This is a genomic window from Mycobacterium sp. E136, from assembly GCF_001666865.1.
Classification (GTDB): Bacteria; Actinomycetota; Actinomycetes; order Mycobacteriales; family Mycobacteriaceae; genus Mycobacterium.
This window is the reverse complement of record NZ_LZJE01000266.1, coordinates 1-23,841: the sequence shown is the minus strand read 5'-3', so window position 1 is coordinate 23,841 and position 23,841 is coordinate 1. Positions and strand designations below refer to the sequence as shown.

The 23,841-nt window shown below is 66.2% G+C and carries 21 protein-coding genes, 1 tRNA gene and 4 pseudogenes; 11 read left to right on the top strand and 15 right to left on the bottom strand.

What is annotated here, in order from left to right:
• On the top strand, positions 1-373 hold a 373-nt coding region (locus tag A5698_RS17790; protein WP_286144544.1), incomplete at its 5' end, for an acyl-CoA dehydrogenase family protein.
• A 3-nt stretch (positions 374-376) separates the two neighbouring features.
• Here A5698_RS17790 and A5698_RS29495 read toward each other — a convergent pair.
• The 7 genes and pseudogenes from A5698_RS29495 to crcB (A5698_RS17760) form a co-directional block, all read right to left on the bottom strand.
• Positions 377-487, bottom strand: a pseudogene (locus A5698_RS29495) (acetyltransferase); the annotation flags it as partial.
• Positions 484-1,362 (bottom strand): annotated as a pseudogene (locus A5698_RS17785) (acyl-CoA dehydrogenase family protein); the annotation flags it as partial. The pseudogenes A5698_RS17785 and A5698_RS29495, both read right to left, overlap by 4 nt.
• Positions 1,359-2,930: a long-chain-fatty acid--ACP ligase MbtM gene (gene mbtM / locus A5698_RS17780; RefSeq protein WP_084792501.1), complete on the bottom strand. Its 1,572-nt coding sequence runs from the start codon at positions 2,928-2,930 to the stop codon at positions 1,359-1,361. The pseudogene A5698_RS17785 and the gene mbtM, both read right to left, overlap by 4 nt.
• A 5-nt stretch (positions 2,931-2,935) precedes the next feature.
• A complete protein-coding gene (gene mbtL, locus A5698_RS17775; protein ID WP_082963831.1) occupies positions 2,936-3,205 on the bottom strand; it encodes a mycobactin biosynthesis acyl carrier protein MbtL in 270 nt (89 codons plus the stop codon).
• Positions 3,206-3,260: 55 nt separating this feature from the next.
• Positions 3,261-4,322, bottom strand: coding sequence for a DUF190 domain-containing protein (locus A5698_RS17770; protein ID WP_068299592.1), 1,062 nt, complete (start codon positions 4,320-4,322; stop codon positions 3,261-3,263).
• Entirely contained in the window at positions 4,319-4,684 is a 366-nt protein-coding gene (gene crcB, locus A5698_RS17765; RefSeq protein WP_068299590.1) for a fluoride efflux transporter CrcB, read from the bottom strand. Before crcB (A5698_RS17765) ends, A5698_RS17770 begins: the two co-directional genes overlap by 4 nt.
• A complete protein-coding gene (gene crcB, locus A5698_RS17760; RefSeq protein ID WP_068299587.1) occupies positions 4,681-5,079 on the bottom strand; it encodes a fluoride efflux transporter CrcB in 399 nt (132 codons plus the stop codon). The genes crcB (A5698_RS17765) and crcB (A5698_RS17760) overlap by 4 nt, the downstream gene beginning before the upstream one ends.
• Before the next feature lie 59 nt (positions 5,080-5,138).
• Here crcB (A5698_RS17760) and pgm point away from each other — a divergent pair, with 59 nt between their 5' ends.
• The 3 genes from pgm (at position 5,139) to A5698_RS17745 (ending at position 8,187) form a co-directional block, all read left to right on the top strand.
• Positions 5,139-6,785 (top strand): phosphoglucomutase (alpha-D-glucose-1,6-bisphosphate-dependent), encoded by a 1,647-nt coding sequence (pgm, locus tag A5698_RS17755; RefSeq protein ID WP_068299584.1) that lies wholly within the window; start codon positions 5,139-5,141, stop codon positions 6,783-6,785.
• A complete protein-coding gene (locus A5698_RS17750; RefSeq protein WP_068299581.1) occupies positions 6,782-8,059 on the top strand; it encodes an MFS transporter in 1,278 nt (425 codons plus the stop codon). Before pgm ends, A5698_RS17750 begins: the two co-directional genes overlap by 4 nt.
• A 55-nt stretch (positions 8,060-8,114) precedes the next feature.
• Positions 8,115-8,187 (top strand) — tRNA-Ala (locus tag A5698_RS17745).
• Positions 8,188-8,266: 79 nt separating this feature from the next.
• Here A5698_RS17745 and A5698_RS17740 read toward each other — a convergent pair.
• Entirely contained in the window at positions 8,267-9,439 is a 1,173-nt protein-coding gene (locus tag A5698_RS17740) for a tyrosine-type recombinase/integrase (protein WP_067285253.1), read from the bottom strand.
• Positions 9,436-10,053: a hypothetical protein gene (locus tag A5698_RS28680; RefSeq protein WP_156670799.1), complete on the bottom strand. Its 618-nt coding sequence runs from the start codon at positions 10,051-10,053 to the stop codon at positions 9,436-9,438. The genes A5698_RS17740 and A5698_RS28680 overlap by 4 nt, the downstream gene beginning before the upstream one ends.
• Positions 10,054-10,110: 57 nt before the next feature.
• Here A5698_RS28680 and A5698_RS29490 point away from each other — a divergent pair, with 57 nt between their 5' ends.
• The 4 genes from A5698_RS29490 to A5698_RS17720 all read left to right on the top strand — a co-directional run bounded on the left by A5698_RS29490 (position 10,111) and on the right by A5698_RS17720 (position 14,095).
• Positions 10,111-10,335, top strand: coding sequence for an excisionase family DNA-binding protein (locus A5698_RS29490; protein WP_082950536.1), 225 nt, complete (start codon positions 10,111-10,113; stop codon positions 10,333-10,335).
• A gap of 139 nt (positions 10,336-10,474) precedes the next feature.
• Positions 10,475-13,078, top strand: a complete 2,604-nt coding sequence (locus A5698_RS17730) for a DNA primase family protein (RefSeq protein ID WP_067285250.1) — start codon at positions 10,475-10,477, stop codon at positions 13,076-13,078.
• 161 nt (positions 13,079-13,239) lie between these two features.
• Positions 13,240-13,524: a hypothetical protein gene (locus A5698_RS17725; RefSeq protein ID WP_067285248.1), complete on the top strand. Its 285-nt coding sequence runs from the start codon at positions 13,240-13,242 to the stop codon at positions 13,522-13,524.
• Positions 13,525-13,576: 52 nt separating this feature from the next.
• A complete protein-coding gene (locus A5698_RS17720; RefSeq protein ID WP_067285246.1) occupies positions 13,577-14,095 on the top strand; it encodes a hypothetical protein in 519 nt (172 codons plus the stop codon).
• Positions 14,096-14,248: 153 nt separating this feature from the next.
• Here A5698_RS17720 and A5698_RS17715 read toward each other — a convergent pair whose 3' ends face one another.
• The 4 genes from A5698_RS17715 to A5698_RS17700 all read right to left on the bottom strand — a co-directional run bounded on the left by A5698_RS17715 (position 14,249) and on the right by A5698_RS17700 (position 18,949).
• Complete coding sequence (locus tag A5698_RS17715) at positions 14,249-17,314, bottom strand: MMPL/RND family transporter (protein ID WP_067285244.1); 3,066 nt, start codon at positions 17,312-17,314, stop codon at positions 14,249-14,251.
• Positions 17,311-17,745 (bottom strand): DUF6188 family protein, encoded by a 435-nt coding sequence (locus A5698_RS17710; RefSeq protein WP_067285242.1) that lies wholly within the window; start codon positions 17,743-17,745, stop codon positions 17,311-17,313. The genes A5698_RS17715 and A5698_RS17710 overlap by 4 nt, the downstream gene beginning before the upstream one ends.
• Positions 17,746-17,825: 80 nt before the next feature.
• Complete coding sequence (locus A5698_RS17705) at positions 17,826-18,482, bottom strand: TetR family transcriptional regulator (protein ID WP_502687016.1); 657 nt, start codon at positions 18,480-18,482, stop codon at positions 17,826-17,828.
• Positions 18,479-18,949 carry a PaaI family thioesterase gene (locus A5698_RS17700; protein WP_197501758.1) on the bottom strand — a complete coding sequence of 157 codons (471 nt, stop codon included), beginning with the start codon at positions 18,947-18,949 and terminating at the stop codon, positions 18,479-18,481. Before A5698_RS17700 ends, A5698_RS17705 begins: the two co-directional genes overlap by 4 nt.
• A 158-nt stretch (positions 18,950-19,107) precedes the next feature.
• On the opposite strand from A5698_RS17700, the gene A5698_RS17695 reads away from it, so the two are divergent.
• Complete coding sequence (locus A5698_RS17695) at positions 19,108-19,815, top strand: TetR/AcrR family transcriptional regulator (RefSeq protein ID WP_067285235.1); 708 nt, start codon at positions 19,108-19,110, stop codon at positions 19,813-19,815.
• Position 19,816: 1 nt separating this feature from the next.
• Here A5698_RS17695 and A5698_RS17690 read toward each other — a convergent pair whose 3' ends face one another.
• A complete protein-coding gene (locus tag A5698_RS17690; RefSeq protein WP_067285233.1) occupies positions 19,817-21,010 on the bottom strand; it encodes a cytochrome P450 in 1,194 nt (397 codons plus the stop codon).
• A 64-nt stretch (positions 21,011-21,074) separates the two neighbouring features.
• On the opposite strand from A5698_RS17690, the gene A5698_RS17685 reads away from it, so the two are divergent.
• On the top strand, positions 21,075-21,656 hold the full coding sequence (locus A5698_RS17685; RefSeq protein WP_067285231.1) for a TetR/AcrR family transcriptional regulator: 582 nt from the start codon (positions 21,075-21,077) through the stop codon (positions 21,654-21,656).
• Between the two features lie 346 nt (positions 21,657-22,002).
• Positions 22,003-23,522 (top strand): annotated as a pseudogene (locus A5698_RS17680) (adenylate/guanylate cyclase domain-containing protein).
• Between the two features lie 124 nt (positions 23,523-23,646).
• Here A5698_RS17680 and A5698_RS17675 read toward each other — a convergent pair.
• Positions 23,647-23,841: pseudogene (locus A5698_RS17675) on the bottom strand (HNH endonuclease signature motif containing protein); the annotation flags it as partial.

Below are 23,841 nucleotides of genomic sequence, written 5' to 3'. Positions count from 1 at the left end.
GGTTCGCCGCCAATTCGGCAGCTCGCTGTGGGAGCACCAGGCGTTGCGGCTGCGGATGGCCGACCTGCAGGCGCGCGTCGACATGCTGCGGTATGCGCTGGACGGCATCGCTGCGACCGGCAAGCTCGACCTGCGCACCGCCGCCGCGATGAAGGCCAACGCCGCGCGCCTCGGCGAAGAGGTGATGAACGAATGCATGCACCTCTTCGGCGGCTCCGGCTACCTCGTCGACGAGACACCGCTCGGAAGATGGTGGCGCGACATGAAACTGGCCCGCGTCGGTGGAGGCACCGACGAGGTGCTGTGGGAGCTGGTCGCCGCCGGCATGAAGCCCGACCACAACGGTTACGCGGAGTTCGACCAGCTGCCCTGAGGGCTACGGCGCGTCGGCGGGCGTGCGCGGCAGCGCGTACAGCGCCATGCGCCGGTTCGACATGTCGTGCTCGCCCAGGAAAGTACAGCCGGCGTGTTCGCAGACGTCGCGCGCGCCTGCAGGTCGGCCATCCGCAGCCGCAACGCCTGGTGCTCCCACAGCGAGCTGCCGAATTGGCGGCGAACCATCATGCGCGCCTGGGTGATTCCAAGGACGCGCTGCGCCGAGGTGGACACCAGGCCCGCCACCGACATGCGTTCTTGCGCCAACCCCCAGGAGATGGCCGCCAGGCCGATACCCGCGCGCGCCACCAGTGCGTCGGGGGGCACCCACGTGTCGATGTGCACGGCGGCGGTGTCGAGGGGGCCGGCGCCGACCTTGCGATAGGGCGTCTGAATCTCACATTGCTTGAGCGGAACCGCGATGACGACGACGCTGCCGTGCTTGCTGTTCGGGTCGTGGTCGACGTTGCGGGCCACACACATGACATGGTCGGCGATGGGGGACAGCGAGACGAACTTCTTGACGCCCTTGACCTCAAAACCGTTGCGCGCAGAACGGACTTCGGTGCCGACGATCTGCAGGTCGGATCCGCCGGACTGTTCGGAGGCGCCGATGCAGAGCACAGCCTCGCCCCGAATGGCCTGCTCGGCGATCTCCTTCAGGTAATCCGACTTGCCGAACCGGCGCAAGATCGCGATCGCCGAGTCGTGCAGGCCCACCCCGACCCCGACGCCTGCTGAGCCCAGCCGGCCGAGCTTGCGGGCCAGCTCGATCACCTTGGCGACGTCAGGGTGCCGTTGTCCTGGCGACCATTTGGCGGCGAAGACACCGGACTCACCCAGATACTCGATGAGCTTGCGCGGAAACCGCTCCGTCTCCTCGGCTTCTGCGGTCCACGCGGTGATCCGGTCGTCGAAGACCCGGTCGAGCAGGTCGCGGTAGTCCTCGAGTGTCGGTGCGTCGGGCGCTTCGGCGGTGGCCGTCATCGGCTCGCTCCCGCCAGGGTCCGCTTGACTTCGAGGCGGCGCAGCTTGCCCGACGACGTGCGGGGCAGCGCACCGGGTTTGAGGAACACCACGTCGGCGGGCACCACACCGCAGTGCGACGCCACACGCGACACGATTTCGCTGCGGGCGGCGGGCTCGTCGTCGCCCTTGAACTCCGCGGCGATCACGAGGCCGGGGCGTGCCGACGTCTCTCCCGTTCCGACCGCGACGACGCAGCCGTCGCGGACGCCGTCGATTTCGCCTGCGATGCGCTCGATCTCGTTGGGGAAGACGTTACGGCCCGCGACGGTGATGAGTTCCTTCGCGCGGCCGCAGACCACGAGGCCGTCGTCGGTGAGGTAGCCGAGATCGCCGGTGGGCAGCCACGCGTTCCGGTCGATCGGGGCTTCGCCGACGTATCCGTTCATCAGCGAGGTGCCGCGGACCTCGACCTCACCGACCTCGCGACCGGTCACCTCGGTGGTGTGCTCCGCGTCGGTGTTGATCCGGATCTCCATGCCCGGGAGTGCGTGGCCGAGGACGGCGAAGCGGCGGTTCGTCTCGCTGCCATCGGTGATCACCCGCACATCGTCGACGCGCAACCCGGTGAACGGCACGGGAACACTGACTGCACAGGTGGATTCGGCCAATCCATAAGACGGGGCCAGCGAGTTGGGGTTGAACCCGAACCGGGCCATTCCTTCGGAGAAGCGTTGGTAGCCGACGCAGTCGACCGGCTCTCCACCGTTGAGGGTGAAACCGAGGTGGCTGAGATCCAAGCCCTTCAGGCTGCTCGCATACTTGCCGATCAGGTTGAACGCCATGTTCGGCGCCGCGGTCATCGTGGCCTTGCTCTCCATGAGCCACTTGAGCCAGTTGAACGGGGACGCGGCGAACGCCGACGTGGGGGCCTGCCACAGGTCGGCCCCGCCGAGCGTGGCCGTCAGGAGGAAGGCCAGACCCATGTCGTGGTAGATCGGCAGCCAGCTGTGCAGCCGGGACTTCTCGTCGACGTTGACCCGCTCGATCAACCCCCGCAGGTTGGCCAGCGACGCCGCCGGCGAAATCTGCGCGGTGCGAGGCGTTCCCGTCGATCCCGCGGTGCCCTGCAGAATTGCGACATCCGCGGTGGCCGGGCCGCGAAACGTCGTGGAGCGCCGTGGGTGCCCGACCTCGGAAAGGTCGTGTACGGCGATCGTGTCGGAATGCTTACGCAGCAGCGCCAGTTCGGTGCCGTGGCTGAACACGGTCGTCACTCCGATCGAGCGGAACCGGTCCAGCGTGGTCTGCGCCCACTGGTCGGGGTCGGCGCGGCGGATGGGTCCGGGCAGGATCGACAGGCCGGCGCCGGCGAAGAACGCGCCGGGGATGGCCGCGATGAACTCGACCGTGGGATCCCCGACCAGGCCGACGGTGGTGGCCTGATCGTCGGTGATCCGCCCGGCCACGTTCTCGGCCCGCGCGTGGACCTCGGGCCACGGATGTCGCGCCCACTCGCCGGATTCGGTATCGAGGACGTGCAGACTGGTCGAGGTCCCCGACATCGCCGACGACAGGGCTGCAGCCAGCTCGGTCACGAGTTCGTAGGTGCCGCAGCCGTTTTGGCCAAGATTGCCGCTTCCAGATCGCCGACGGTGTCGCAGCTCAGGAGGTCCTCTTCGCTCAGCGCAACGCCCAGCCGATCCTCGATGGCGACCATCCCCACGGCGAAGGCAACCGAGTCGAGACCGACGTCGTCGATCAAGCGGGAATCGCGGGTGACTCGTCGGACGTCGACGTTCATATCGTCACGCAGGATCTCGGCGAGCGCGACGCTCACGGCTTCTGGAGTAGACGGGTTCACGGCGAGCGACGGTACTACGTCTAATCAGGTAAGGCTAGGCTTACCCCGGCGTGGATCAGGGGTAGCGGGCCAGTTGTAGGCTTCCGCGCCGTTCGCCGCCGTCGATGGCCACCAGCGCAGGAACCAACTCGCTGGTGACCAGCCCGTCTTCGATGGTCAGCTCGTCGACGATGTCGAAGGCGGCCGCGATTCTGGCGGGGCTGTCGACGACGATCGTGGTGACGGGCACCTGGCGGGCGGCCTGGATCAGCCGGTCGCCGTGCGGCTTCTGCCCGCCGCGGAATCCCCAGATGCCGCGGAGCACGGTGGCGCCGCTGCTCGCCTCCACCTCATGGAGCCGGCGCACGAGGGCGCGATGGATGGGCACGCGGTCGTGTAGGGTCGCCTCCGACGTGTAGATCATCAGCTTCTGCCACAGCGGACGCCCCGCCGCGTCGGTCTGCGGTAGCGCGGGCGGACGCCCGAGCAGCCGGCCGCTGCGCTTGCACACCTGGACGCGCTCGACCGTGTAGAGGGGCGCGGGCAGCTCTCGTTCGAGATACTCGATCGCTCGTTGCGCCTGCGCCGCCTCGCCCGTGGCGATGATCATCTCGGGTACGTCGACGTTCCTGCTGAAGAACCGGGCCCGCTTGCGCAGACCGTGGCAGGTGCCGTCCACGCCGAGAAACACCGTGGCGCCGAAGAATCCGAGTTCGTACAGGGTGTCGCAGATCGACCGGTGCGCGGGTCGGCCGCCGATGCGGTCCTGGCGGCCGACGTAGACGGTCAGCTTCGTTATCTCCGGGAGCGCCGCGGCGCCGGCGCCGCCGGTGAGCCGGGCCCGTTCCAGGGTGATGAGGCCGCGATGCGTCATCGCCGCCACCCGGTCGGCGAGCGGGGCGACTTTGTCGGTGACGTCCACGGCCGCGACCGCGATCGGCGGGTCCTCGGACATGCTCAGCGTCCGGTCGGTGCGCACCTGGTGGCGCGGTCCGAACCCGGCGATGCCGCGCAACACGGCGCTGGTCGCCAGGCCGGCTTCGGTGTAGAGGTCCAGCAGCGCGTCGGCGAGGAAGCGGTCCTTGATGCGTTGGCGCTCGCCGAAATAGGTGGTCAGCTTGAGGTAGTCGACGCTCACAGGTTCCCCCCGCACCAGATGCCGAAGGCCGCCGCCGCGACGCCGAGCGCCACGCTGACGACAATGTTGGCCGCCGCGGGCAGGCCTTGGCGCTCTTCGCCGATGCGCTGCGTCTCCAGCATCCAGGTGGAGAACGTCGTATAGGACCCGATCAGTGCCGTGCCGAACAGCAGCGCGAGATGGGGGCTGAGGGCGAGGCCGGACAGCAGGCCCAGGATCACCGCACCGCTCACGTTGACCACGAGCGTGCCGTACGGGAACACGCCGCCCACCCGTGCCGACACGGTGCGGTCGACGACGAAACGCAGCACCGCGCCCACACCGCCCAGCACGACGACGCCCGCCCACACCGCGATGGTCATCCGCGCACCCGAACCCGCCGCACCAGCGCGGTCGCGGTGTAGACGGCGATCAAGCCGGCGATGACGCTGGCGGTCAGGTATCCGGCCGCCAGCCCGTAGTTGCGGTGCTCGAGCATCCTGACGATCTCGACCTGCATGGTGGAGAACGTGGTCAATCCGCCACACAGCCCGGTGCCGAGCATCGGCCGACGGTAGCTCGACAACGGAAGCCGCTCGAGCAGCCGAGTGGTGAAGTAGCCGAGCAGGAATGCGCCGACGATGTTCACGCCGAACGTCGGCCACGGCCACTGCCCGGGTTCGGGAGCCAACAGGGTCTCGATCGCCGCGCGGGACAGGGTGCCCAGCGCGCCACCCACGAACACGGCGAGCAATTCGCGGCCGTCGTATCCAAGCACAGCCAAAGTATGGCGGTACCGAGACGCGTCGCATGACCGCAAGGAGCAGAATCGGGTGCATGGCGCCCAACCCCCGAGCCGGTCAGCCGGCGCAGCCCGAGGATCTCATCGACATCGCTTCCGTGGTGACGGCGTACTACACCCGAGAGCCCGACCCCGACAACGTCGACCAGCAGGTCGTGTTCGGCACATCGGGGCATCGTGGTTCCAGCCTGGACGCGGCGTTCAACGAGGCGCACATCGTGGCCACCACGCAGGCCATCGTCGAGTACCGGGCCGCGCAGGGCACCACGGGGCCGCTGTTCATCGGTCGCGACACCCACGCGCTGTCCGAGCCCGCATGGGCGTCGGCGCTGGAGGTGCTGGCCGCCAATGATGTTGTGGCGATGATCGATTCGGCGGATCGCTATACGCCGACGCCGGCGGTCAGCCACGCCATCCTGACGTTCAACCGGGGCCGTGAGGGCGATTTGGCCGACGGTATCGTCGTCACGCCGTCGCACAATCCGCCGCGCGACGGTGGGTTCAAGTACAACCCACCCAACGGCGGTCCCGCGGACACCGACGCCACGGGTGCGATCGCCAAGCGGGCCAACGAGCTGTTGCGCGACGGGCTCAAGGGCGTCAAACGGGTGCCGCTGGCGCGGGCGCTGCAGACCGCCCAGCGCCACGACTACCTCGACGCCTACGTCGCCGATCTGCCCAACGTGGTGGATCTGCACGCGATCAGCGCCGAGAAGATCCGCATCGGCGCCGACCCGCTCGGCGGCGCTAGCGTCGACTACTGGGGCGCCATCGCCGAACGCCACAACCTCGAACTCACGGTGGTCAACCCGCTCGTCGACGCGACGTGGCGGTTCATGACGCTGGACACCGACGGCAAGATCCGAATGGACTGCAGCTCGCCGAACGCGATGGCCGGCCTGCTTCGGGCGATGAGCAACGACCCCGACGCCTACCAAATCGCCACCGGAAACGACGCCGACTCCGACCGGCACGGAATCGTCACGCCCGACGCCGGACTGCTCAACCCCAACCACTACCTGGCGGTCGCGATCGACTACCTGTACTCGAACCGGCCGTCGTGGCCGGGCTCGACCGCGGTCGGCAAGACGGCGGTCAGCTCGTCGATCATCGACCGCGTGGTCGCCGGGCACGGACGCAAGCTGGTCGAGGTGCCGGTCGGGTTCAAGTGGTTCGTCGACGGATTGCTCAGTGGAACAATTGGTTTCGGCGGTGAGGAGAGTGCCGGAGCGTCGTTCCTGCGGCAGGACGGGTCGGCGTGGACGACGGACAAGGACGGCATCATCCTGGCGCTGCTGGCGTCGGAGATCTTGGCGGTGACGGGTGAGACGCCGTCGCAGCGCTACGCGAAGCTGGCCGAAAAGTACGGCGCGCCAACGTATGCCCGCGTCGACGCGCCCGCAGACCGTGAGCAGAAGGCGCGGTTGAGCAAGCTGTCGGCCGAGGAGGTCTCGGCGACCGAGCTGGCGGGTGAGCCGATCACGGCGAAGCTGACGACGGCGCCGGGCAACGGCGCGCCGTTGGGTGGATTGAAGGTCACGACGGAGAATGCCTGGTTCGCCGCGCGGCCGTCGGGCACCGAGGACGTCTACAAGATCTACGCCGAGTCGTTCAAGGGTCCGGAGCACCTGGCGGAGGTGCAAGAAGCGGCGCGTGAGGTGGTCAATAAGGTCATCGGGTGAGCTCTGAACCGGAGGGCGACTGTCCGAGCGAACCCGATCGGGCGGTGACCCAGCCGAAGCTGCCGCGCGAGGTCTGGCTGCTCGTCGGCGCGAATGTCTTGGTGGCGCTGGGTTACGGCGTGGTGGCACCCGTGCTGCCGCAATATGCGCGTCACTTCGGGGTAAGCATCAGCGCGGCGACCTTCGTCATCACGGCGTTCGCGTTGATGCGCCTGATCGCCGCGCCGCCGGCCGGGCTGCTAGTGCAGCGGCTCGGGGAGCGCCGGGTGTACATCAGCGGTTTGACCATCGTGGCGTTGTCGACCGGGGCGTGCGCGTTCGCGCAGACGTATTGGCAGCTGCTGGTGTTCCGCTCGCTGGGCGGGCTGGGCTCGGCGATGTTCACGGTGTCATCGCTGGGATTGATGATCCGGATCTCGCCGGAGAATGCGCGCGGCAGGGTGGCGGGCATGTTCTCGACCGGATTTCTGGTCGGTTCGGTCGGGGGCCCGGTGCTGGGCAGCCTCACGGCGGGTCTCGGCCTGGCGGCGCCGTTCGTGATCTACGGGGCGGCGCTGATGGTCGCTGCGGGTGTCGTTTTCGTCAGCCTGCGGGGGAGCACGCTTGCGGCGCCTTCGGAGACGGTGGACGCGGCGGTTTCGGTGCGGCAGGTGCTACGCCACCGGGCTTATCGGGCGGCGTTGTTCTCGAACTTCAGCACGGGGTGGGCGGCGTTCGGGTTGCGGATCGCGCTGGTGCCGCTGTTCGTGGTGGAGGGGCTCGGCTACAGCGCGGGAGCGGCGGGGCTGGCGCTGGCGACGTTCGCGATCGGCAACGTGTCCGTGGTCATTCCGAGCGGCTATCTGTCCGACCGGATTGGCAGGCGCAAGTTGCTGATCGTCGGGCTCACTGTGTCGGCGGCGTCGACGATCCTGGTCGGCTACACGACATCGTTGCCGATCTTTCTCGTCGCGGCGTATGTCACCGGGGCGGCGACGGGCGTCTTCGTCTCACCGCAGCAGGCCGCGGTGGCCGACATCGTCGGGAACAAGGCGCGCGGTGGGACCGCCGTCGCGACCTTTCAGATGATGGCGGACCTGGGTTCGATCATCGGATCGCTGGTGGTGGGGCAGATCGCCGAGCGTGCGTCGTTCGAATGGGCGTTCCTGGTCAGCGGGGTGATCCTGGCGGTCGCGGCGCTCATTTGGGTCTTCGCGCCCGAGACCCGGGGCCGGCCCGCCGAGCACACGCCGGCGCGCGCAATCGGGCCCGAGGCCGGTGGAGAGGTGCCGTAACCAGCGATTTTGAGCGCTTCCCGGAGGTGGTGTAACTTCGATGGGCACGACTTCAGGGGCTATGGCGCAGCTGGTAGCGCACCACACTGGCAGTGTGGGGGTCAGGGGTTCGAATCCCCTTAGCTCCACTTCTAAAAAACCCGCTCCGACCATTGACCGGGGCGGGTTTCTTGTTTGCGGGCCGGTGTCCTATCCCGCCCGAGTGTCCTAACTCTGTCCTACGGTTGCCGAGAACGCCGCCGACGCAGCGGTCAGCCGGTCGTCGGTCACGCGCCCGTAGACCGCCTGAGTCATCCGCTCGGTGTGGCCGTGCCACGCGGCCACGACGTCGGCGGCGACGCCCGCCGCGCGCATCCGAGAGATGTTGGAGTGCCGCAGCTTCCCGAGCGTGATCGCCTTGAGGCCCGCAGCGTTGCGCTGGGCGGTGAACTCACGGCTGTAGTCGCGCACCGGCAGCGACGTGCCGTCGGCCCTTGAGAGCAACAGGTCGGCGTCGGCCAGCGGTCGGCCCAGAGCCAGGCGCTCGCGCAGGTGCACCGATCGCATGGCCTTGATCATTGTTAGCTCGCGCGGCGGCACCGGCAGATCGCGGGCGCTACGGTCTGTCTTGGTGGGCACAATCATGTCGCGCCCGTTGATGTCCACGCGGGCCTGTCGGATTTTTAGCGCGCCGGTTTCCAGGTCGAGGTCCGACCACCGCAGCCCGCCGACTTCCTCACGGCGAAGCCCGAGGAGCGTAAGCGCGAAGCACCCGCCGAGGCGGTGGGCGGCGACGTGATCGAGAAACTTGCCCATCTGGTCGGGCGTCCAGATGTCCTCGGCGGCAGTCGCGATGACGACCTTTTGCTCGGGTGAGGTTAGGTCAGCCGAGGGGTCATAGGTGAGCCAGCGCATTTTGCGGGCGTGCGCCATTACCGACTTGAGTCGGACGATTGCGCGGCGCTTGGTGGCGGGTGCCAGCGCCTTGCCGCCCTTGCCGGTCAGCGTCGCTGACCAGTCGGCAAGCGCCGACGGGGTGAGCTTCTGGACCGGCACCGCGCCAAACGCCCGGCGGGCGTAGGCGAGCGACTCACGGTCGGCGCGAACGGTATTCGGCCCGATGGATGGGTCGGCGTGGCGCAGCTTGAGCCAGTGGTTGGCGACATCATCGAACGTCTGCGTAGATTTTGGCGTCCAGGTGTGTTCTCTCCACTGTTGACGCTGTTCGCTCACCCAGTCCTGCGCCTCTTTTTTGGTGGCGAAGATCTTGGTCGGCCGAATCTGCTTGCCGCTAACTGGATCGGTCCCAAGGCTGGGTCGTGCGCGCCAGCCCTTTCCGGAGGGAAGCTTCCTGACCGAGCTGTCGGTGCGTTCGCCGCGGTGTCGAGATTCGCCGGTCATTTGCTTGAGCCCTTCCGTGGTTTAGGTTTGCCGCCAAGGTCTCCGGCCTGGAGGTGGCCAGCCTTGCGTGCGCGGGCGAGCCACTTGTTTGCAGTGTCAACTGAGACCTGATAGTGCTCGGCGATTGCACGGCGGACGCTCAGGCCGTTCTTTTGGCGATCGCGATGAGCCTGTTTCGCGAACTCGGCTATCGAAGCGTAATGAGTATCCGAATGCCCATGTGGTCCAGGTCGTTTGGGTGGTGGCTTCTCTGGATTGAGAAACGCTTGTGTGGTCGGGTCAAGGCCCACGGTGGCGGCGTGCGCGAGGCGGTCGAGATACCGCGCAAGCTTGCGTAGATCCGCGGGTGTTATCGGTACGTCGTGCTCGGGCGAGTCGATGTGCAGCTCCATGACTTCCGGGCCTTCGGAGGCCTCTCTGGCCCGGACCCCATACACGAATGGGTGCCCCGAGAGCGTGATTTTGGTGTCAATACCCGGAGCGGAGTAGGCGATGGGCTTGCCGTCAGGGCCGTCACGGTAGTGCACGTGTTCGTTGCCTATCAGGGCGCTGACTTCTGCGATTTGCCCAGAGACAGTCCCGGGACGGACGAAATCGAGCCGGTTCCTTGCCATAATTTGTACCGTAGTCGTAACTTGAAGTACGGGTCAACACCTGCACACACTAGCGGTATGAAAAACAACGCAGCGGTGCTGGATGTGATGGACGAGTTGCGCAGCAGTCCGACGATCTCGGTGGAGGCGTGCGCCCAAGTAATGGGAATCGGTAGAAGCCTCGCCTACGACCTAGCTCGGGAAGGCTCAATCCCAGTAATCCGCCTGGGGCGCCGACTGCGAGTTCCCTCGGCGGCGGTTCTTCGAATGCTCGACGCCGATAGCGGGACGCCTAACGACTGACCGTCGGCTCGGGCGTTGGATTCGGATTGGCTTCTGGCCCCGATCCCTGGCTTCGTCCGACGGAAAGCCTCAGAATCCATGCACCGCAGGGCGGTTGGCCTTAGCCGGGCGGTCGCCGCAGAACGAAAGGCAATTGGCAGTGCCTAGCAATCAGAATGTCGCCGCCGACGCCACAAGTGACTACCTGCGTGCCGTGTTCGGCGACACCGAGGGCTATGCCCACATCGCCGTCGGGAGGGCAGGTTATATCGCCGGTTCGGGCACGTACTCGTTCAAGCGCACCGACTCAAATCCCAACGCCCGATGGAGCCAGCGGCACTACGTCTGGCCCGTCGATGCCGATCAGCTCGCTGACGTACTGGACCGCATGGGGGAGACCCACGACGTATATGTATGTCCATACGTGATGACGGGCACCAAACGCACACCCGGTGGCGCCGTTTCGCTCACCAAGGTTCACACCGACATCGATGGCGATTGTCCGCTGGATAAGGTGGCCGACCTCGGTGGATGGGCGGTCTCGACCGGCTCGCCGGGCCACGCCCACGTCTACGTGGACCTGGCCGGTCCGGTGCCGCTATACCAGCACACGGCTCTGTGCCGGGCGCTCGGTGCCCACCTCGGCGACGCCGACGCCAAGATCAAGCCAAACGACATGTTGCGCCCGCCCGGCACACTGAACCACAAAGGTCAAGCCCGAGGTGGTCAGTCCGCGCCGGTCGAGTGGCTAATCCGGCCCGCTGGTGTGCGCTGGGACGCCGCCGCGCTGGCCGATCGGCTCGGCGTCACCTTGCCAGATGCGTCGCCGCCCGGCGGCACCAAGGCCAGGACGACCAAGGCCAGGACGACCAAGACCACGGCATCGACGCCCGATGCCGACACTGACGCCGAACCGGTGCCGTTCGACCTCAACGCGTATCCCGACGTCCGTGCGGCGCTGGACTACGTGACCAGTCCGCCAGACCGTTCGGCCGACACTATGCGCGTCGTCGCGGCCGTCTACGATGCCGGTCTTAGCTTGCCGCATGCCCGATGGGCGGGCGAGCAACGCGACGACCTCGCCGAGCGCCTGGAAGAACGCCGCGACGATGACGTGGCGGCGTGCTGGCGCAAGATCACCGACGACCGCGACGCGACCCGGCTCGCCTCTGAGGACACCCAGGACGACGCCGACACTGACGCCGACGGCGACGACGGCAAGATGCCGGGTCAGGCACGGTTCACCGATGCCGGGCTAGCCGAGGACGTCGCCGTCAAGGTACTGAGCGGCAGGTTTCTGCGGGTGCGGGGAATCGGCTGGCTGCAATGGACCGGTACCCACTGGCGCGAGTGCGGCGACGGGCCACCGACCGAGGCCCTGCGGAAGTTCATCATCAAACGGATCAAGTTCCTGGTGTGCAAGCTGGAAGCCGACCCCTTCAACAGCGACCTGTCCGAGTCCATCGAAGCGTGGAAGAAAGTCGGGTCCGCCTCACGCATCAGCGCCATCCTCAAGCTCGCCGGAAACATCGTCGAAATCGACGCCGACGCGCTCGACGCCGACCCCGACTTACTGAACACTCCCGGCGGCGTCGTGGACCTGCGAACGGGCGAGTTGCTTCCGCACGATCCCGAGCTATTGATGACCAGGACCACACGGGGGCGCTACCGGCCCGGCTACACCCACCCCGATGTGGACAAAGTGCTCTCGGCGCTGCCCGAGGCCGAGCGTGCGTGGTTTCAGCGCCGGATTGGGCAGGGCATCACGGGCCATATGTCTGCCGGCATCGTTTTGTTGCAGGGCGGCGGCGAGAACGGCAAGAGCGCACTGACGACCGGTGGGCTGTTCCCCGCGTTGGGCAGCTACGCACACACCGCGTCATCGCGGCTGTTTTCAGCTGAGAAGGGTAACGACCACAGCACCGAGCGGGCCGACCTGCGGGGGCGGCGGCTGGTCATCGGTGAGGAACTGACCGAGGGCCGCTCGCTGGACGTGACCGCGATCAAGCGCATGACCGACGTGGATTACATCACCGCCCGCCGCCTGTACCAGGACAACATGACGTTTCGGTCCAGCCACACCCTGATCGTCAACACCAACCACCGGCCGATCATCGACCAGACAGATCACGGAACCTGGCGGCGGCTGGCCCTGCTGGCGTTCCCGTACGCCTACGTCCAGCGCCCCGAGGAGATGGTGCGCGACACCGACCGGCTCGGCGACCCCACGCTCAAGCACCGGGTCAGCGAGGGCGCTGACGGCCAGCACGATGCCCTGGTGACGTGGGCGGTCGAGGGTGCAGTGGCCTGGTACGCCAACCCCGCTGCGGCGCTGCGGCCGACCGAACGGGTCGAGGAGGACACGCGGGCGTGGCGGGCCGAGACGGACCGTGTGCTGGGTTATTGGACCGAGCGGCTGACCGCTGACGCAGCCGGCAAGATCCTGTCGAGCGAGTTGTGCGACGACTTCAACGCCTGGCTGAACGAAAATGGGCACAAGGATTGGACGCGGGAAACGTTCACGGCGCGTTTCGCCGACCATCAGGAGACCAGGCGGCACATGGTCGAGAAGGTCAAGACTCGCAAGCTCGACGGCCTGGCACGTCCCGCGCGGCTGGCAAACGACGCCTTCGGCACACTCGTGCCCCCGGCACGGTCGTCCAAGGCACCGCAATGGGTGTGGTCCGGTGTCCGCTTTAGCACTCTCGAGGACGAGGTTCGGCGCGGACGAGACCTCTTCGGCCACTCGGTTCAAGGAGCGTGAAAGGCGATGACCTATGCACACGCCCAAAGTGTTCCAACTGTTCCGACCTCCCGGGAACCTTCGCATGTAGCCCTATCGCGTAGGAAAGCTCCCGGAGGGTCGGAACACTTGGAACACGTGGGGAATCGCTCGCCGTCAGCTAACCCGAGGAGCCATCGGAGATGACCGAACTGCGCAATCTCACCCAACCTACCGACGACCAGATCGACGCCGCGTTGTTGGAGGCGCTCAGCGACGCGGGTGGCGAGGGTTTACATCCGTGGGCCGTGATCAGGCGGCGACTGCCCGGCTCGCACGATCGCAAAGGCGAGCGGCTGATCGCTCTGTGGGACAAGGGCCGCGTCTACGTCATCAAGGTCAGAGGCCGGAACTACGTCGGCCTCGGTGACGCCGACGACATGCGACTGGCGGCGGCCAAACGTGCCCGAGTGCCGCGAGTGCTGTGACTCATCCTGCTGTCCGACCAATGGCCGTCCGAACCTCAGGGGGAGAACACCGATGACCAATAACGCCGTGCGCCAGCCCGACGAGCGTCAGCGCGCGCTGCACGCGGTAGAACTGAGGGTCCAGGGCCACACCTACGCCCGGATCGCCGCCGAGCTCAACTACAGCGACGAAAGCGGCGCTCGACATGCGGTGTCGCGGTTGCTTGCTCGCCGCGAAGCCGAGTCGATTGACGAGCTGCGGGCTGTGCACTCAGCGCGCCTTGAGGCGATCTTGCTGGCGTTCTGGCCCGCTACGACGACCGGCGACGCCCACGCCGCCAGGATTGTGCTGCGCACCCTCGATAGCCTCGCCAAGCTCTACGGTCTCGACGCGCCGACCCGTTTCGCGGTCGGCCCGACCATCAGTGACGTTGAGTTCGCCAATGAGGCCGCTCGCTTGATTGAGTCAATCGTGTCGCTTGGCGGTGCTGAGGACCTGTTGCGGTCGTTCCCGCGTGATGCTGGCGGCAGCGGGCAGACCAGCCCCGGAGTCCACGTAGACGACGAATTCGAGCCGTGGTCCAACATCTAAATCCCACGATGGGATTGAGCGTCGGTTGGTCGTGGAGAACGGAGTTATCAGTAGGCCTGTGCCTTCGGGTTTGCGGGGACGGCGTTGAGCATCGGGCACCGAGCCTGTTGCGGAGTGTGATTTTGAATGGGTCGTTCAATGGGCGGGCAGTGGCTAGCGGCCCCGGAGCGCGGTGGGGTGCGGTGTGCTGGGCCACCAGCTTGCTTCGCGGAGAAGTGTGGCGATGGCGGGGACGGTGAGAGTGCGGACGAGGAAGGTGTCGAGCAACAGTCCGCAGCCGACGATGAGGCCGATTTGGATCATGATGGCAATGGAGCCGACCATCAGTCCGAACATGCTGGCGGCAAAGATGAGACCGGCCGAGGTGATGACTGAGCCGGTACTGGCGACGGTGCGTAGGACGCCGACGCGGATGTTGCGGCCGGATTCTTCGCGGAGCCTGGAGACGAGCAGCATGTTGTAGTCGGCGCCGACGGCGACCAGGATGATGAGGGCGATGAGCGGTACGGGCCAGGCGATTTGGTGGCCGAGGCCCCATTGGAACACCAGGACGCCGATGCCCATCGAGGCGAGGTAGTTGAGCACGACGGTGCCCAGCAGGTACAGGGGTGCCAGGACGGCGCGCAGGAGCAGGAAAAGGATCAGTCCGACGACGAGCAGGGTGGCGACGGCCAGCAGCGTGAAGTCCGACCACAGGAGCCGCTGGATGTCGGCGTTCACGGCGGGGAAGCCCGCGACGGAGACGGTGGCGTTGGCCAGCGACGTGTTGGGTCGGGCGGCGTTGGCGACCTCGACCATCTGCTGGGCCAGGTGGGTGGCCTCGCCGCTGTAGGGGTCGTAGCTCGATTCGATGGCAAAGCGTGCGGTCTTGCCGTCGGGTGAGAGAAAGAGCTTGGCGACGTCGGCGAACTGGCGGTTGTCAAAGGCGTTGGCGGGCAGGTAGAAGCCGCTGGCAGAGTCGGAGCCGGCGGTGGCGCGTGCGGAGTTCTGCAGCTGGGTGGCGATTTGGCTCATCCCGGAGAGCATTTGGATGTTGCTGTCGGCCAGGGTGTGCACGCCGGTGGCCAGTGCTTGTGCGCCGGAGGCGAGTTGGCTGATGCCGTCTTGGAGGCGGCCGATGTTGGCGGCCATGTCGGCGGGGTTGCCCAGCGCGCCGAACGCCTTGTTCATTGAGCTGACGGCTGTCTGCACGTTGGTGAGGGTGCCGGTGACGGTGGCGTTGGCCGCCGGGTTGTAGCGGTCGCCGAGGTCGGCGACCTGGTTGAAGAAGCCGTTGTTGCGCAGAGTGACCAGGATTTGTACCTGGTCGCGGATCTGGGCGCATTGTGGGGTGGTGGTACACCACGGGGACGTGTTGAGCGCTCCGACGAGTGAGTCGACTGTGGCGATGGCGTTTTGGGCTTGTTCAGCCAGCGGCCGTATTCCTGGCCCGGATTGGATGGCCTGGTCGATGTTGGGTGCGGTGGCCGAAAGTTGTTGCAGCAGAGGCCGTAACTGGTCGATACGTGCGCCGGCGGACTGCGCTTGGTTCAAGATTCCGGTGAGCGGGGTCAGGGCACTGCGCAGGGTGGTGTCCAGTTTCGCTAGCCCGGCGGCGAGCTGGTCGGCGCCGCTGGTGAGCTTGGCCAGGTCGTCTTTCCTGGCGTTGCCGTCGGCGGCGGCGCTGGCCATCTTGTTGCCGATCTGGCCGTTCTGCCAGGATAGTTGGGCTTGGTCGAGTCGGGCGCCGGCGGGTCGGGTGACTCCGGAAACCTTGGTGACGCCCGGGATTTGGGCGATGCGCGAGGCCATCTCGTCGAGGTCGGCCAGTCCCTTGCCGGTACGCATGTCGGTGGGGTTTTCCACCACCAGGAACTCGCCGATGGCGATGTCTTTGCGGAAATGGCGGTCGAGCAGTTGGTAGCCCTGGTTGCTCGCGGTCGTCGCCGGTTGGCCCTTGCGGTCGTCGTAGCTGATCTGGATCGTGGCGGCCACCGCCGATAGGGCGATGAGGATGGTCAGGCTGAGCAAGAGAAGCGGTGTCGGGTGGCGCACGACGGCGACGGCGACGCTGTTCCAGTAGCGCCGGGTGCGGTCGGGTTTGGGGTCGCCGATGCCGCGCCGGGCGGCCAGCGCCAGCACCGGAGGCAACAGCGTGACGGTGGCCAGGAACCCGAAGAGCACCGCGATGGCACAAGCTGGGCCGAGGGCGGCGAAGACGCTGAGTCGTGCGAACACCATGGCCAGGAAGGCGAAGGCGACGGTGGCCGCTGAGGCGAGGATGACGCGGCCGATGCTGGCGGTGGCGTAGATGGCTGCTTGATCGGCGGGTGCGCCGGCGCGGCGCTGTTCGTGGTAGCGGCTGATGAGAAAGACCGTGTAGTCGGTGCCTGCGCCGAGCAGGATCGCGGTCATGAACGCGACGGTGAACTGGGACACCGGCATGCCGGCTTCGCCGAGCGCGGACAGCACTCCGCGCCCGACAGCCAGGCTTAGTCCGATGACGAGCAGCGGCAACAGTGCGGTGAACACCGACCGGTAGACGATCAGCAGGATCAGGGCGATCATGCCTGCGGTGGCGATCGAGATGAACAACAGGTCGTGCTCGGCGGAGGCGATCATGTCGCTGAACGTCGCCGGGGGGCCCGTCACATGCGCGGTGATAGGGGTGCCGGCGAATTCTTTGGCGGTGATGTCTCGCACGGCGCGCACGGATTCGGCGGCGGCCGGATCACCCAGGGTGCCGGCAACCCCGACGGGTAGATACCAGGCTTTGCCGTCCTGGCTGACGGCCTGGGCCGCGGTGACCGGGTCGGCGAGCAGGTCCTGGACCAGTAGGACGTGTGTGGTGTCGGCACGCAGCCGCGACACCAGGTTCGCGTAGTGCTGGCGTGCGGTGAGGGTCAGACCGGCGGGGTCTTCCATCGCGACGAACAGCATTGTCTTGGAGCCCTGCTCGCTGAACGCCGCGCTCATCCGGTCGACGGTTTGCAGCGACGGGGCGTCGCGGGGCACCAGGTCCACCGACTGTTGGCGGACCACGGTCTCCAGCTGCGGGAACAGCAGTGCCAGCACCACGGCAGCGCCGATCCACACACCGAATACCAGGGCTTTGTGTCGGACGACGAACGTGCCCAGCCCCGCTAGCTGTGGGCTGTACTCACTCGATGCCGCCGGGCCGTCGCGTCTGCGGTGTACGGAAGCGGCCGTGTCCGCGACGGTCGCATCGGTGTCGGTCATGGTGCGGCAGAGCCAATCTCGGTGGCCGCGCTGTCGTCGGGAACGTCGTGGCGCACCGTTCGTACCCGACCGCCCGGCAAGCAGGCCATGTAGCCGTGGCGTTTGCCGTAGAGCTCCCAGGTGGGGGCGTGCGGGTCGGCGTCGACCTCGATGCGGTGCCCGCACGAGAACCGAAGGTGCAGTGTGCCGTTGTCGGCGCACCAGGCTTCGGTGCAGACCGAACCGGCCAGGTTGAGTAGTGGGCGTTCGTGCTGGGCGACGTTGGTGGGGTCGATCAGCACGTCCTCGGTCGGGTAGGTGCCCACCGGCGGCAGGGTCAGTCGCAGCCGCCCAGAGATGACCAGCTCGTTGTAGTCATCGAGATTCAACACAAGTCCGTCCTGCAGCGATACGCGCTGGACCATGCAGCATTCGATCCATTGGTTGAGCATGGGGAGCTCCTTTTGACACATCATCGGGTCACCCCAACGGTACTACAGGTATCGCTACGCTACTAGTAGTAGCGTTCGCGTCAATTCGCGGCGGCCTCGCCGATAAGCAGAAGTCCCACGGCACGGTCGATGTGGTCGCGGGCGTGGGCGGCCGTTGCACGGTTGCTGATGAACGCGGTGAGGTTGGCCAGCCAGACATCGGCGATCAGGCCGGCGATCTGGCGGTGGTGGTCGGTGGGTTCGCCGCCGGCGAGGGTTGTGGCCAGGAGTCCTTCGATCACGCCGGCGGCCTGGTTGACCGCGCCGGCGGCGGAGGTGTCGGCAATCACGAACGCCCGCGTCATCGCCGCGGTCAGCTGCGGGTCGCGCTGCCAGTCGTCATGCAGCCGCGCAGTGAGCAATCCCAGCCGCTCCTGGGGTGTGGTCGCTACGGCCGACCAATCGCAGGAGATGTCGAGGCGTTCGAATTCACGGGTCAGCGCTGAAACCAGCAGGTGAGTTTTGGACGGGAAATACCGGTACAGCGTGCCCACCGCGATGCCTACCCGTTCGGCCACCGCCCGCATCTGCACTGCCTCGTAGCCGCCGGCGGCGGCCGCGGTCAACGTCGCATCCAGGATCGCCTCGCGCCGACGCGCCGACGCGCGAGAACGGTTGGACGACACCGGGCCTGGTCGAATCGACTTCGTCTCGGCTAGCGCCGAAGTGACGTAGGCCTCCGTCGCAGTGGACATCACGGCGCCCCGCCGAGCGAGTCGGGAGATGGTTGGGCGGTGGCGGCGAACCGTGCCAGCAGTTCACCGAATCCCGACACGTCACCGTGGGCGGCGAAATGATCAGCGGACACGGTGATGAACACGGCGCTGGCGGTGAAGCGGGTGACGCCATCGCTGCCTGTGCCTGTGCCCATGACATGCAGGGCGCGACCGTCGCGTGAGGCGATGTGTGCGGCGACGCGGTGGGGCTGATGCAGAGGCACCGGCAGCAGATACTCGACGGTCAGGCTGCGCGTAACCGCGGGCGTGCCGGCGATCCAGAGCGTGAAACCCAGCAGGTCGTCGCAGGCGGCTGCCACCGCCCCGCCATGGGCCAAACCCGGCGCGCCGATATGGCGTTCATCGAAGGTGACATCGCCATACACCAGGTCGCCGTCGCGGTACACCATCAGCTGAAGGCCGTATGGGTTCTGCGGGCCGCACCCCATGCACGTCGGCGTGTGAGAAGGCAGCCGCTGCGGCGGTGACGCGCTGTCGGGCAATGTGCACTCCCAGTACGATCAGTTTCGCTACGCTACCGTTAGTACCACAACGGCTGGAGTGCGGGACGACATAGCCTAGGTTCGACTGGGTCGAGGTGATTAATTTGAGTGAGAGTAACCAGCCAGAGCTGATTCCAGACGAGGATGTCGATGACATCGACCCCCGCCGAGTTCGGTCACGTAATCGGCTGCTCGATGCTGCCGCGACCCTGTTGAGCACGGGAGGCGTCGAGGCGGTCACCATCGAGGCGGTCACCAAGGCCTCCAAGGTCGCCCGCACCACCCTCTACCGCCATTTCAAGAGTTCCTCACATCTGCTGGCCGCCACGTTCGAGCGTCTGTTGCCCCAGGTGACTGCGCCGGCCCTGACCAGCGGCACCCTGCGCGAGCAGCTGATCGAATTGCTCAGCCGCCAAGCCGCGCTGTTTGACGACGCACCCCTGCACGTCACCACGCTGGCGTGGCTCGCGCTGGGACCCACCGGCGCCAAAGGCGACACCGATGACGGGGACGCATCCGGGGCGCTGCGGGCCCGGGTCATCGACCAGTACCGACAACCCTTCGACGCGCTGCTGCGCAGCGCGCAGGCGCGAGCCGAACTCGACGACTTCGACGTCGAACTGGCGCTGTGTCAGCTGATCGGGCCGTTCGCCTTCACCCGAATCACCGGGTTTCGCATCATGACTCATGACGACTGCGTAAAGATTGTCGATGATTTCCTCACCGCACACCGGCGCCCGGATATCGACACTCATACCGAGTCCAAGCCTGCTACGCGAGCAACGATGACGCTCGCACCGCAGGGTAGCTAGTTCATTTAGCCGGCCAGCTGATGGGCAGCGACAGATAGCCGCGAATAGGCCCAGACCGAAGGCGCAGCGCAGAATCTCTATCTACCGCCCAGTCCGGCAACCGTGACAACAACGCGCGTAACGCAATTCGGGCCTCCATGCGCGCGAGCGCAGCTCCCAGACAGAAGTGGATACCCCTACCGAAGGCTACCTGGTGTTCGGGCCTGCGGTCGATGTCGAAGACCTCCGGGCCCGCAAACACCCGCTCGTCGCGATTGGCCGACCCGAAAAGCAACAGCACCGAGTCACCGCTGGGCATCGTGGTCCCGTGGACTGTCACATCGGTGGTCAGCACCCGCGAAAGTCCCTGTACCGGTGAGTCATAACGCAGCAGCTCCTCGACCGCCTGCCCGATCAGTGTCGGGTCGGCCGCCAGCCGATGACGGCTCTGAGGATGCTCGGCCAGCACCACCGCGGCGTTGCCCAGCAGGTTGGTGGTGGTCTCGTGGCCGGCGATCAGCAGCAGTAAGCAGAACCCGAGCAGTTCGTCGTCGCTGAGGTGCTGGCCGTTGACCTCGGCCGTCACTAGCGCCGACATCAGGTCATCGCGCGGTGCCTGGCGCCTATCGGCCAGGAAATCAGCGAAATACCCATATACCGCAGCCGCGGCCGCTAAGCCTTCGGCGACCTCACCGTGCGCGGGGTTGGACTGGATCAACGTGCTCGACCACTGCCGAAACTGCTGACGATCCTCCCGCGGCACACCTAACAGGTCGGCAATCACCATGGCCGGAAGGCCGCCCGCGAAGTCGGCAACGAAATCCGCACGGCCCTGGTTGCTGGTAAGCCCTTCGATCAACGACATCGCCAGCTCATCGATGGCTGTCTCCAGGGCCGCTATCCGTCGAGGGGTGAACGCCTTGCTGACCAAACCGCGTAACTGATCGTGTCGCGGTGGATCCATCATGATCATCATCGGCAGGAACGATTCCAGGAACGGCGCGTCCGGCGGCGTCGGAAACACACCATTGACCGAAGAGTACGTCTGGTGATCGAGCAGGGCAGCGACCACATCCTCGTGGCGGCTGAGCACCCAAGTGTTGGCAGCTTCGGCCCGGAACAGGGGTGCTTCATCGCGCAACTGCCGATAGACCGGGTACGGGTCGTCTTGGATGGCGGTATCGAACGGGTCGTAGTGAAGCTGGGCTGTCGTCATTTGCTGCTCCCCTCGCCGTGTAAACCGATGGTTTAGACTGCCAGTCTAATTGACAGGAGTGTTAATGCGTCAGGTTCCGGCACAAATCGCCGACCGCCTGCCGGCGGCTGCGGCGCTGTTCGCCGAGCGCGGACTTAACGACACCAAAATCGAAGACGTCGCCGCGGCTACTGGTGTCCCAAAAGCCACCCTTTACTACTACTTCGCCGGCAAGGAAGACATCCTGGCGTTCCTGCTCGAAGATGTTCTCCACGAGATCGCACGCGAGGTCAGCATCGTCCTAGACAGCGGCGGGAGCGGCGCCGACCGACTGCGCCGTGTCATCGCGGCCCAACTACGGGTGATGGCTCAGCGACCCGCTTCCTGCCGCGCGTTAATCGGCGAACTCGGCCGGGCAGCGCGGATGCCAGTCATCGCCGACAAAATCGGCACCGCATACCTGCAACCCGTGGAAGTGCTGCTGCACGCCGGCGCCGCCGACGGCTCGTTGGCCGCCGTGACCGATGCCAGAGCCGCAGCCACAGCACTTTTCGGGGCCGCCACCGTCACAGCACTGACCTTCCTCGTCACTGACGAACCACTCGATGAGGATCTCCTGGCTCGCACGATCCACGAAGTGTTGTTCAGCGGACTGCGCCCGCGGTAATCACGACCGCATTGCCACCGCCGACCGTCGGACGGTGAGCAGTGAGGGCCTCGGTTCCCGAACAATTGTTCGCCATGTCCTAACGGTGTCCTAAGACTCTCGATGACTGGCGAACACGCAGTAGACAGATGAACACGGAAACTCGCCACTGACGTGGACGATTCGACACGTACTAGACGCCGGAATATGGTTCAGCACACCCTGTTTCACACTGGCAGTGTGGGGGTCAGGGGTTCGAATCCCCTTAGCTCCACTTTTTTCCGCAGGTCGACTGCGGGACTTCTGGGCGCGGCGTCAAAGCGCCGTTTCGCTCAAGTACCTCACTACCGGCGTCCTAGTGCGCGGCATGGATCGCATCTGGCAGTGGGCCTGGGATCGATATGCGTCGAAGTACATGTGGGTGTTGTCGTTGGGGACGTTCACCGCGTCGTTGCCGGTATTCCTGGTTTGGGTGTGGATCGTTGTCGCGTACGAGGGGTCGAACCGCTATGGGGAAGCGACCGTCTTCGCGATCGCGCTGACGCTGGTGATGACGTTGGTCGCTGTCGTTCCGGGCGCGCGACGATTGCACCTGGCGCAGCAGTGGGCCGCCGGCCGCGAAGTCGACCGGGAACGAGCGCTGCAAGACACGTACGCGTGGGTCCGCTCCGGTGACGTTCTTGGCTCGTCGATGGTCACCGCCTCGCTCGTGGTGCTGTTGATCCTCACCGGCGCAATTGCCGGAGCCGGGGCGCCACGACTCATCCAGTACGGAATCGTGGGTGCGGTTGCCGGGATCACGACAGCGTTGATCGGCGTGCACAACTTCGGGGAAGGGGCAGTGCGGCCCGTCAGGGCCGCCCTTGCCGCCGACACCCGTATAGGGGATTCGTTTCCGCGGCCGCGCCCTACCTTCGCCGCGTGGTTGGGATTGTCGATCTTCGGGTCCATTTACGCGTGTCCGCGATGGCCGCACTGGGCGCGGTTGCGTTGGATCGGGCCGGCGATGCCCCCGTGCTCTCGGTCGTGGTCGCGGGCGCCTTGGCAATCGCCCTCGGCCTCCCAGTCACGGTCGGGGCGATGCTGTCGCCGTCCTTTCGACCCATTCGCGACCTCACCGAGGCAACGGTGCGGGTGCGGGACGGCGACTACAGCCAGTACCTGCCTGTGGTCCAAGACGACGATCTGGGCGCGCTCGTGGCGTCGTTCAACCGGATGCAGGCGGGTTTGGCTGAGCGGCAACGACTTCAAGCTGCATTCGGTACTTACGTCGACCCTGTCCTCGCGGCCCGTCTGCTCGAGCAGGGCGACGACGTGTTCACCGGTGAACGTCGCGAGGTGACGGTGATGTTCATCGACGTTCGTGATTTCACCCCCTTCGCCGAGGTCAATACCGCCGAGAACACCGTCGCCAGGCTCAATTCCTTGTTCGAGATCGTGGTGCCCGCCGTCGTCGATGCCGGTGGACATGTCAACAAGTTTCTCGGTGACGGAGCACTTGCGGTTTTCGGTGCTCCGAATGACCTTGTGCAGCATGCCGATGCGGCGCTGAATGCGGCTGTAAAAATCCACCGCCTGGTCGCCGAACGCTTCGGTCGGGAGCTTCGGATCGGCATCGGAATCAACACCGGCCTGGTGATCGCCGGAACGATTGGCGGTGGAACGAAGCTTGAGTTCACGTTGATCGGCGACACGGTCAACGTTGCGGCTCGCGTTGAGCAGCTCACGAAGACAACGGGTGACGCGATTCTTCTGACTCAGCAGTGCGTCGAAGCCCTGACGTCTCGACCGTCCGAACTTGTTGAGCGGGGGGCCCACGCGCTGAAAGGTAAGTCGACCGCCGTACAGATTTTCGGTCTCGACTTGGAAACGCACGTGTCTCGTTGACGCTTTAGCTCCACCTTTGGAGAGCGCGGTCTCTCGCTTCGTGGCGCCGCCTTTCGGTGCGGGCATGTTGATGCCGCGTCGTCGGACTACCCGAGGCGCTTGTTGCAATCTCTTCAGCCGGTGATTAGGCCGCCTGGTCTCCTGGGGGCGCGGGTCCGCCGGGTTCGTCACCGGGTTCGGTGTTTTCGACTGGTGCGGGCTGGGTTGGGGTTTCGTCGGTGGGTTCGTCGTCGTCGGGTCGGAGGAGGCGTTCGGGGCGGTGGTAGTAGTTGGTTCGGGCTTGGCCGGTGTCGAGGTCGGGTGGGGGGAGCCATTCGAC

Excerpts from the sequence above, each read along its gene's own strand:
- crcB (WP_068299590.1), bottom strand. The coding sequence starts at position 4,684 with ATGACCATCGCGGTGTGGGCGGGCGTCGTCGTGCTGGGCGGTGTGGGC.
- pgm (WP_068299584.1), top strand. The coding sequence starts at position 5,139 with ATGGCGCCCAACCCCCGAGCCGGTCAGCCGGCGCAGCCCGAGGATCTC.
- A5698_RS17740 (WP_067285253.1), bottom strand. The coding sequence starts at position 9,439 with ATGACCGGCGAATCTCGACACCGCGGCGAACGCACCGACAGCTCGGTC.
- A5698_RS28680 (WP_156670799.1), bottom strand. The coding sequence starts at position 10,053 with ATGGCAAGGAACCGGCTCGATTTCGTCCGTCCCGGGACTGTCTCTGGG.
- A5698_RS29490 (WP_082950536.1), top strand. The coding sequence starts at position 10,111 with ATGAAAAACAACGCAGCGGTGCTGGATGTGATGGACGAGTTGCGCAGC.
- A5698_RS17725 (WP_067285248.1), top strand. The coding sequence starts at position 13,240 with ATGACCGAACTGCGCAATCTCACCCAACCTACCGACGACCAGATCGAC.
- A5698_RS17720 (WP_067285246.1), top strand. The coding sequence starts at position 13,577 with ATGACCAATAACGCCGTGCGCCAGCCCGACGAGCGTCAGCGCGCGCTG.
- A5698_RS17715 (WP_067285244.1), bottom strand. The coding sequence starts at position 17,314 with ATGACCGACACCGATGCGACCGTCGCGGACACGGCCGCTTCCGTACAC.
- A5698_RS17710 (WP_067285242.1), bottom strand. The coding sequence starts at position 17,745 with ATGCTCAACCAATGGATCGAATGCTGCATGGTCCAGCGCGTATCGCTG.
- A5698_RS17700 (WP_197501758.1), bottom strand. The coding sequence starts at position 18,949 with ATGGGGTGCGGCCCGCAGAACCCATACGGCCTTCAGCTGATGGTGTAC.
- A5698_RS17690 (WP_067285233.1), bottom strand. The coding sequence starts at position 21,010 with ATGACGACAGCCCAGCTTCACTACGACCCGTTCGATACCGCCATCCAA.
- A5698_RS17685 (WP_067285231.1), top strand. The coding sequence starts at position 21,075 with ATGCGTCAGGTTCCGGCACAAATCGCCGACCGCCTGCCGGCGGCTGCG.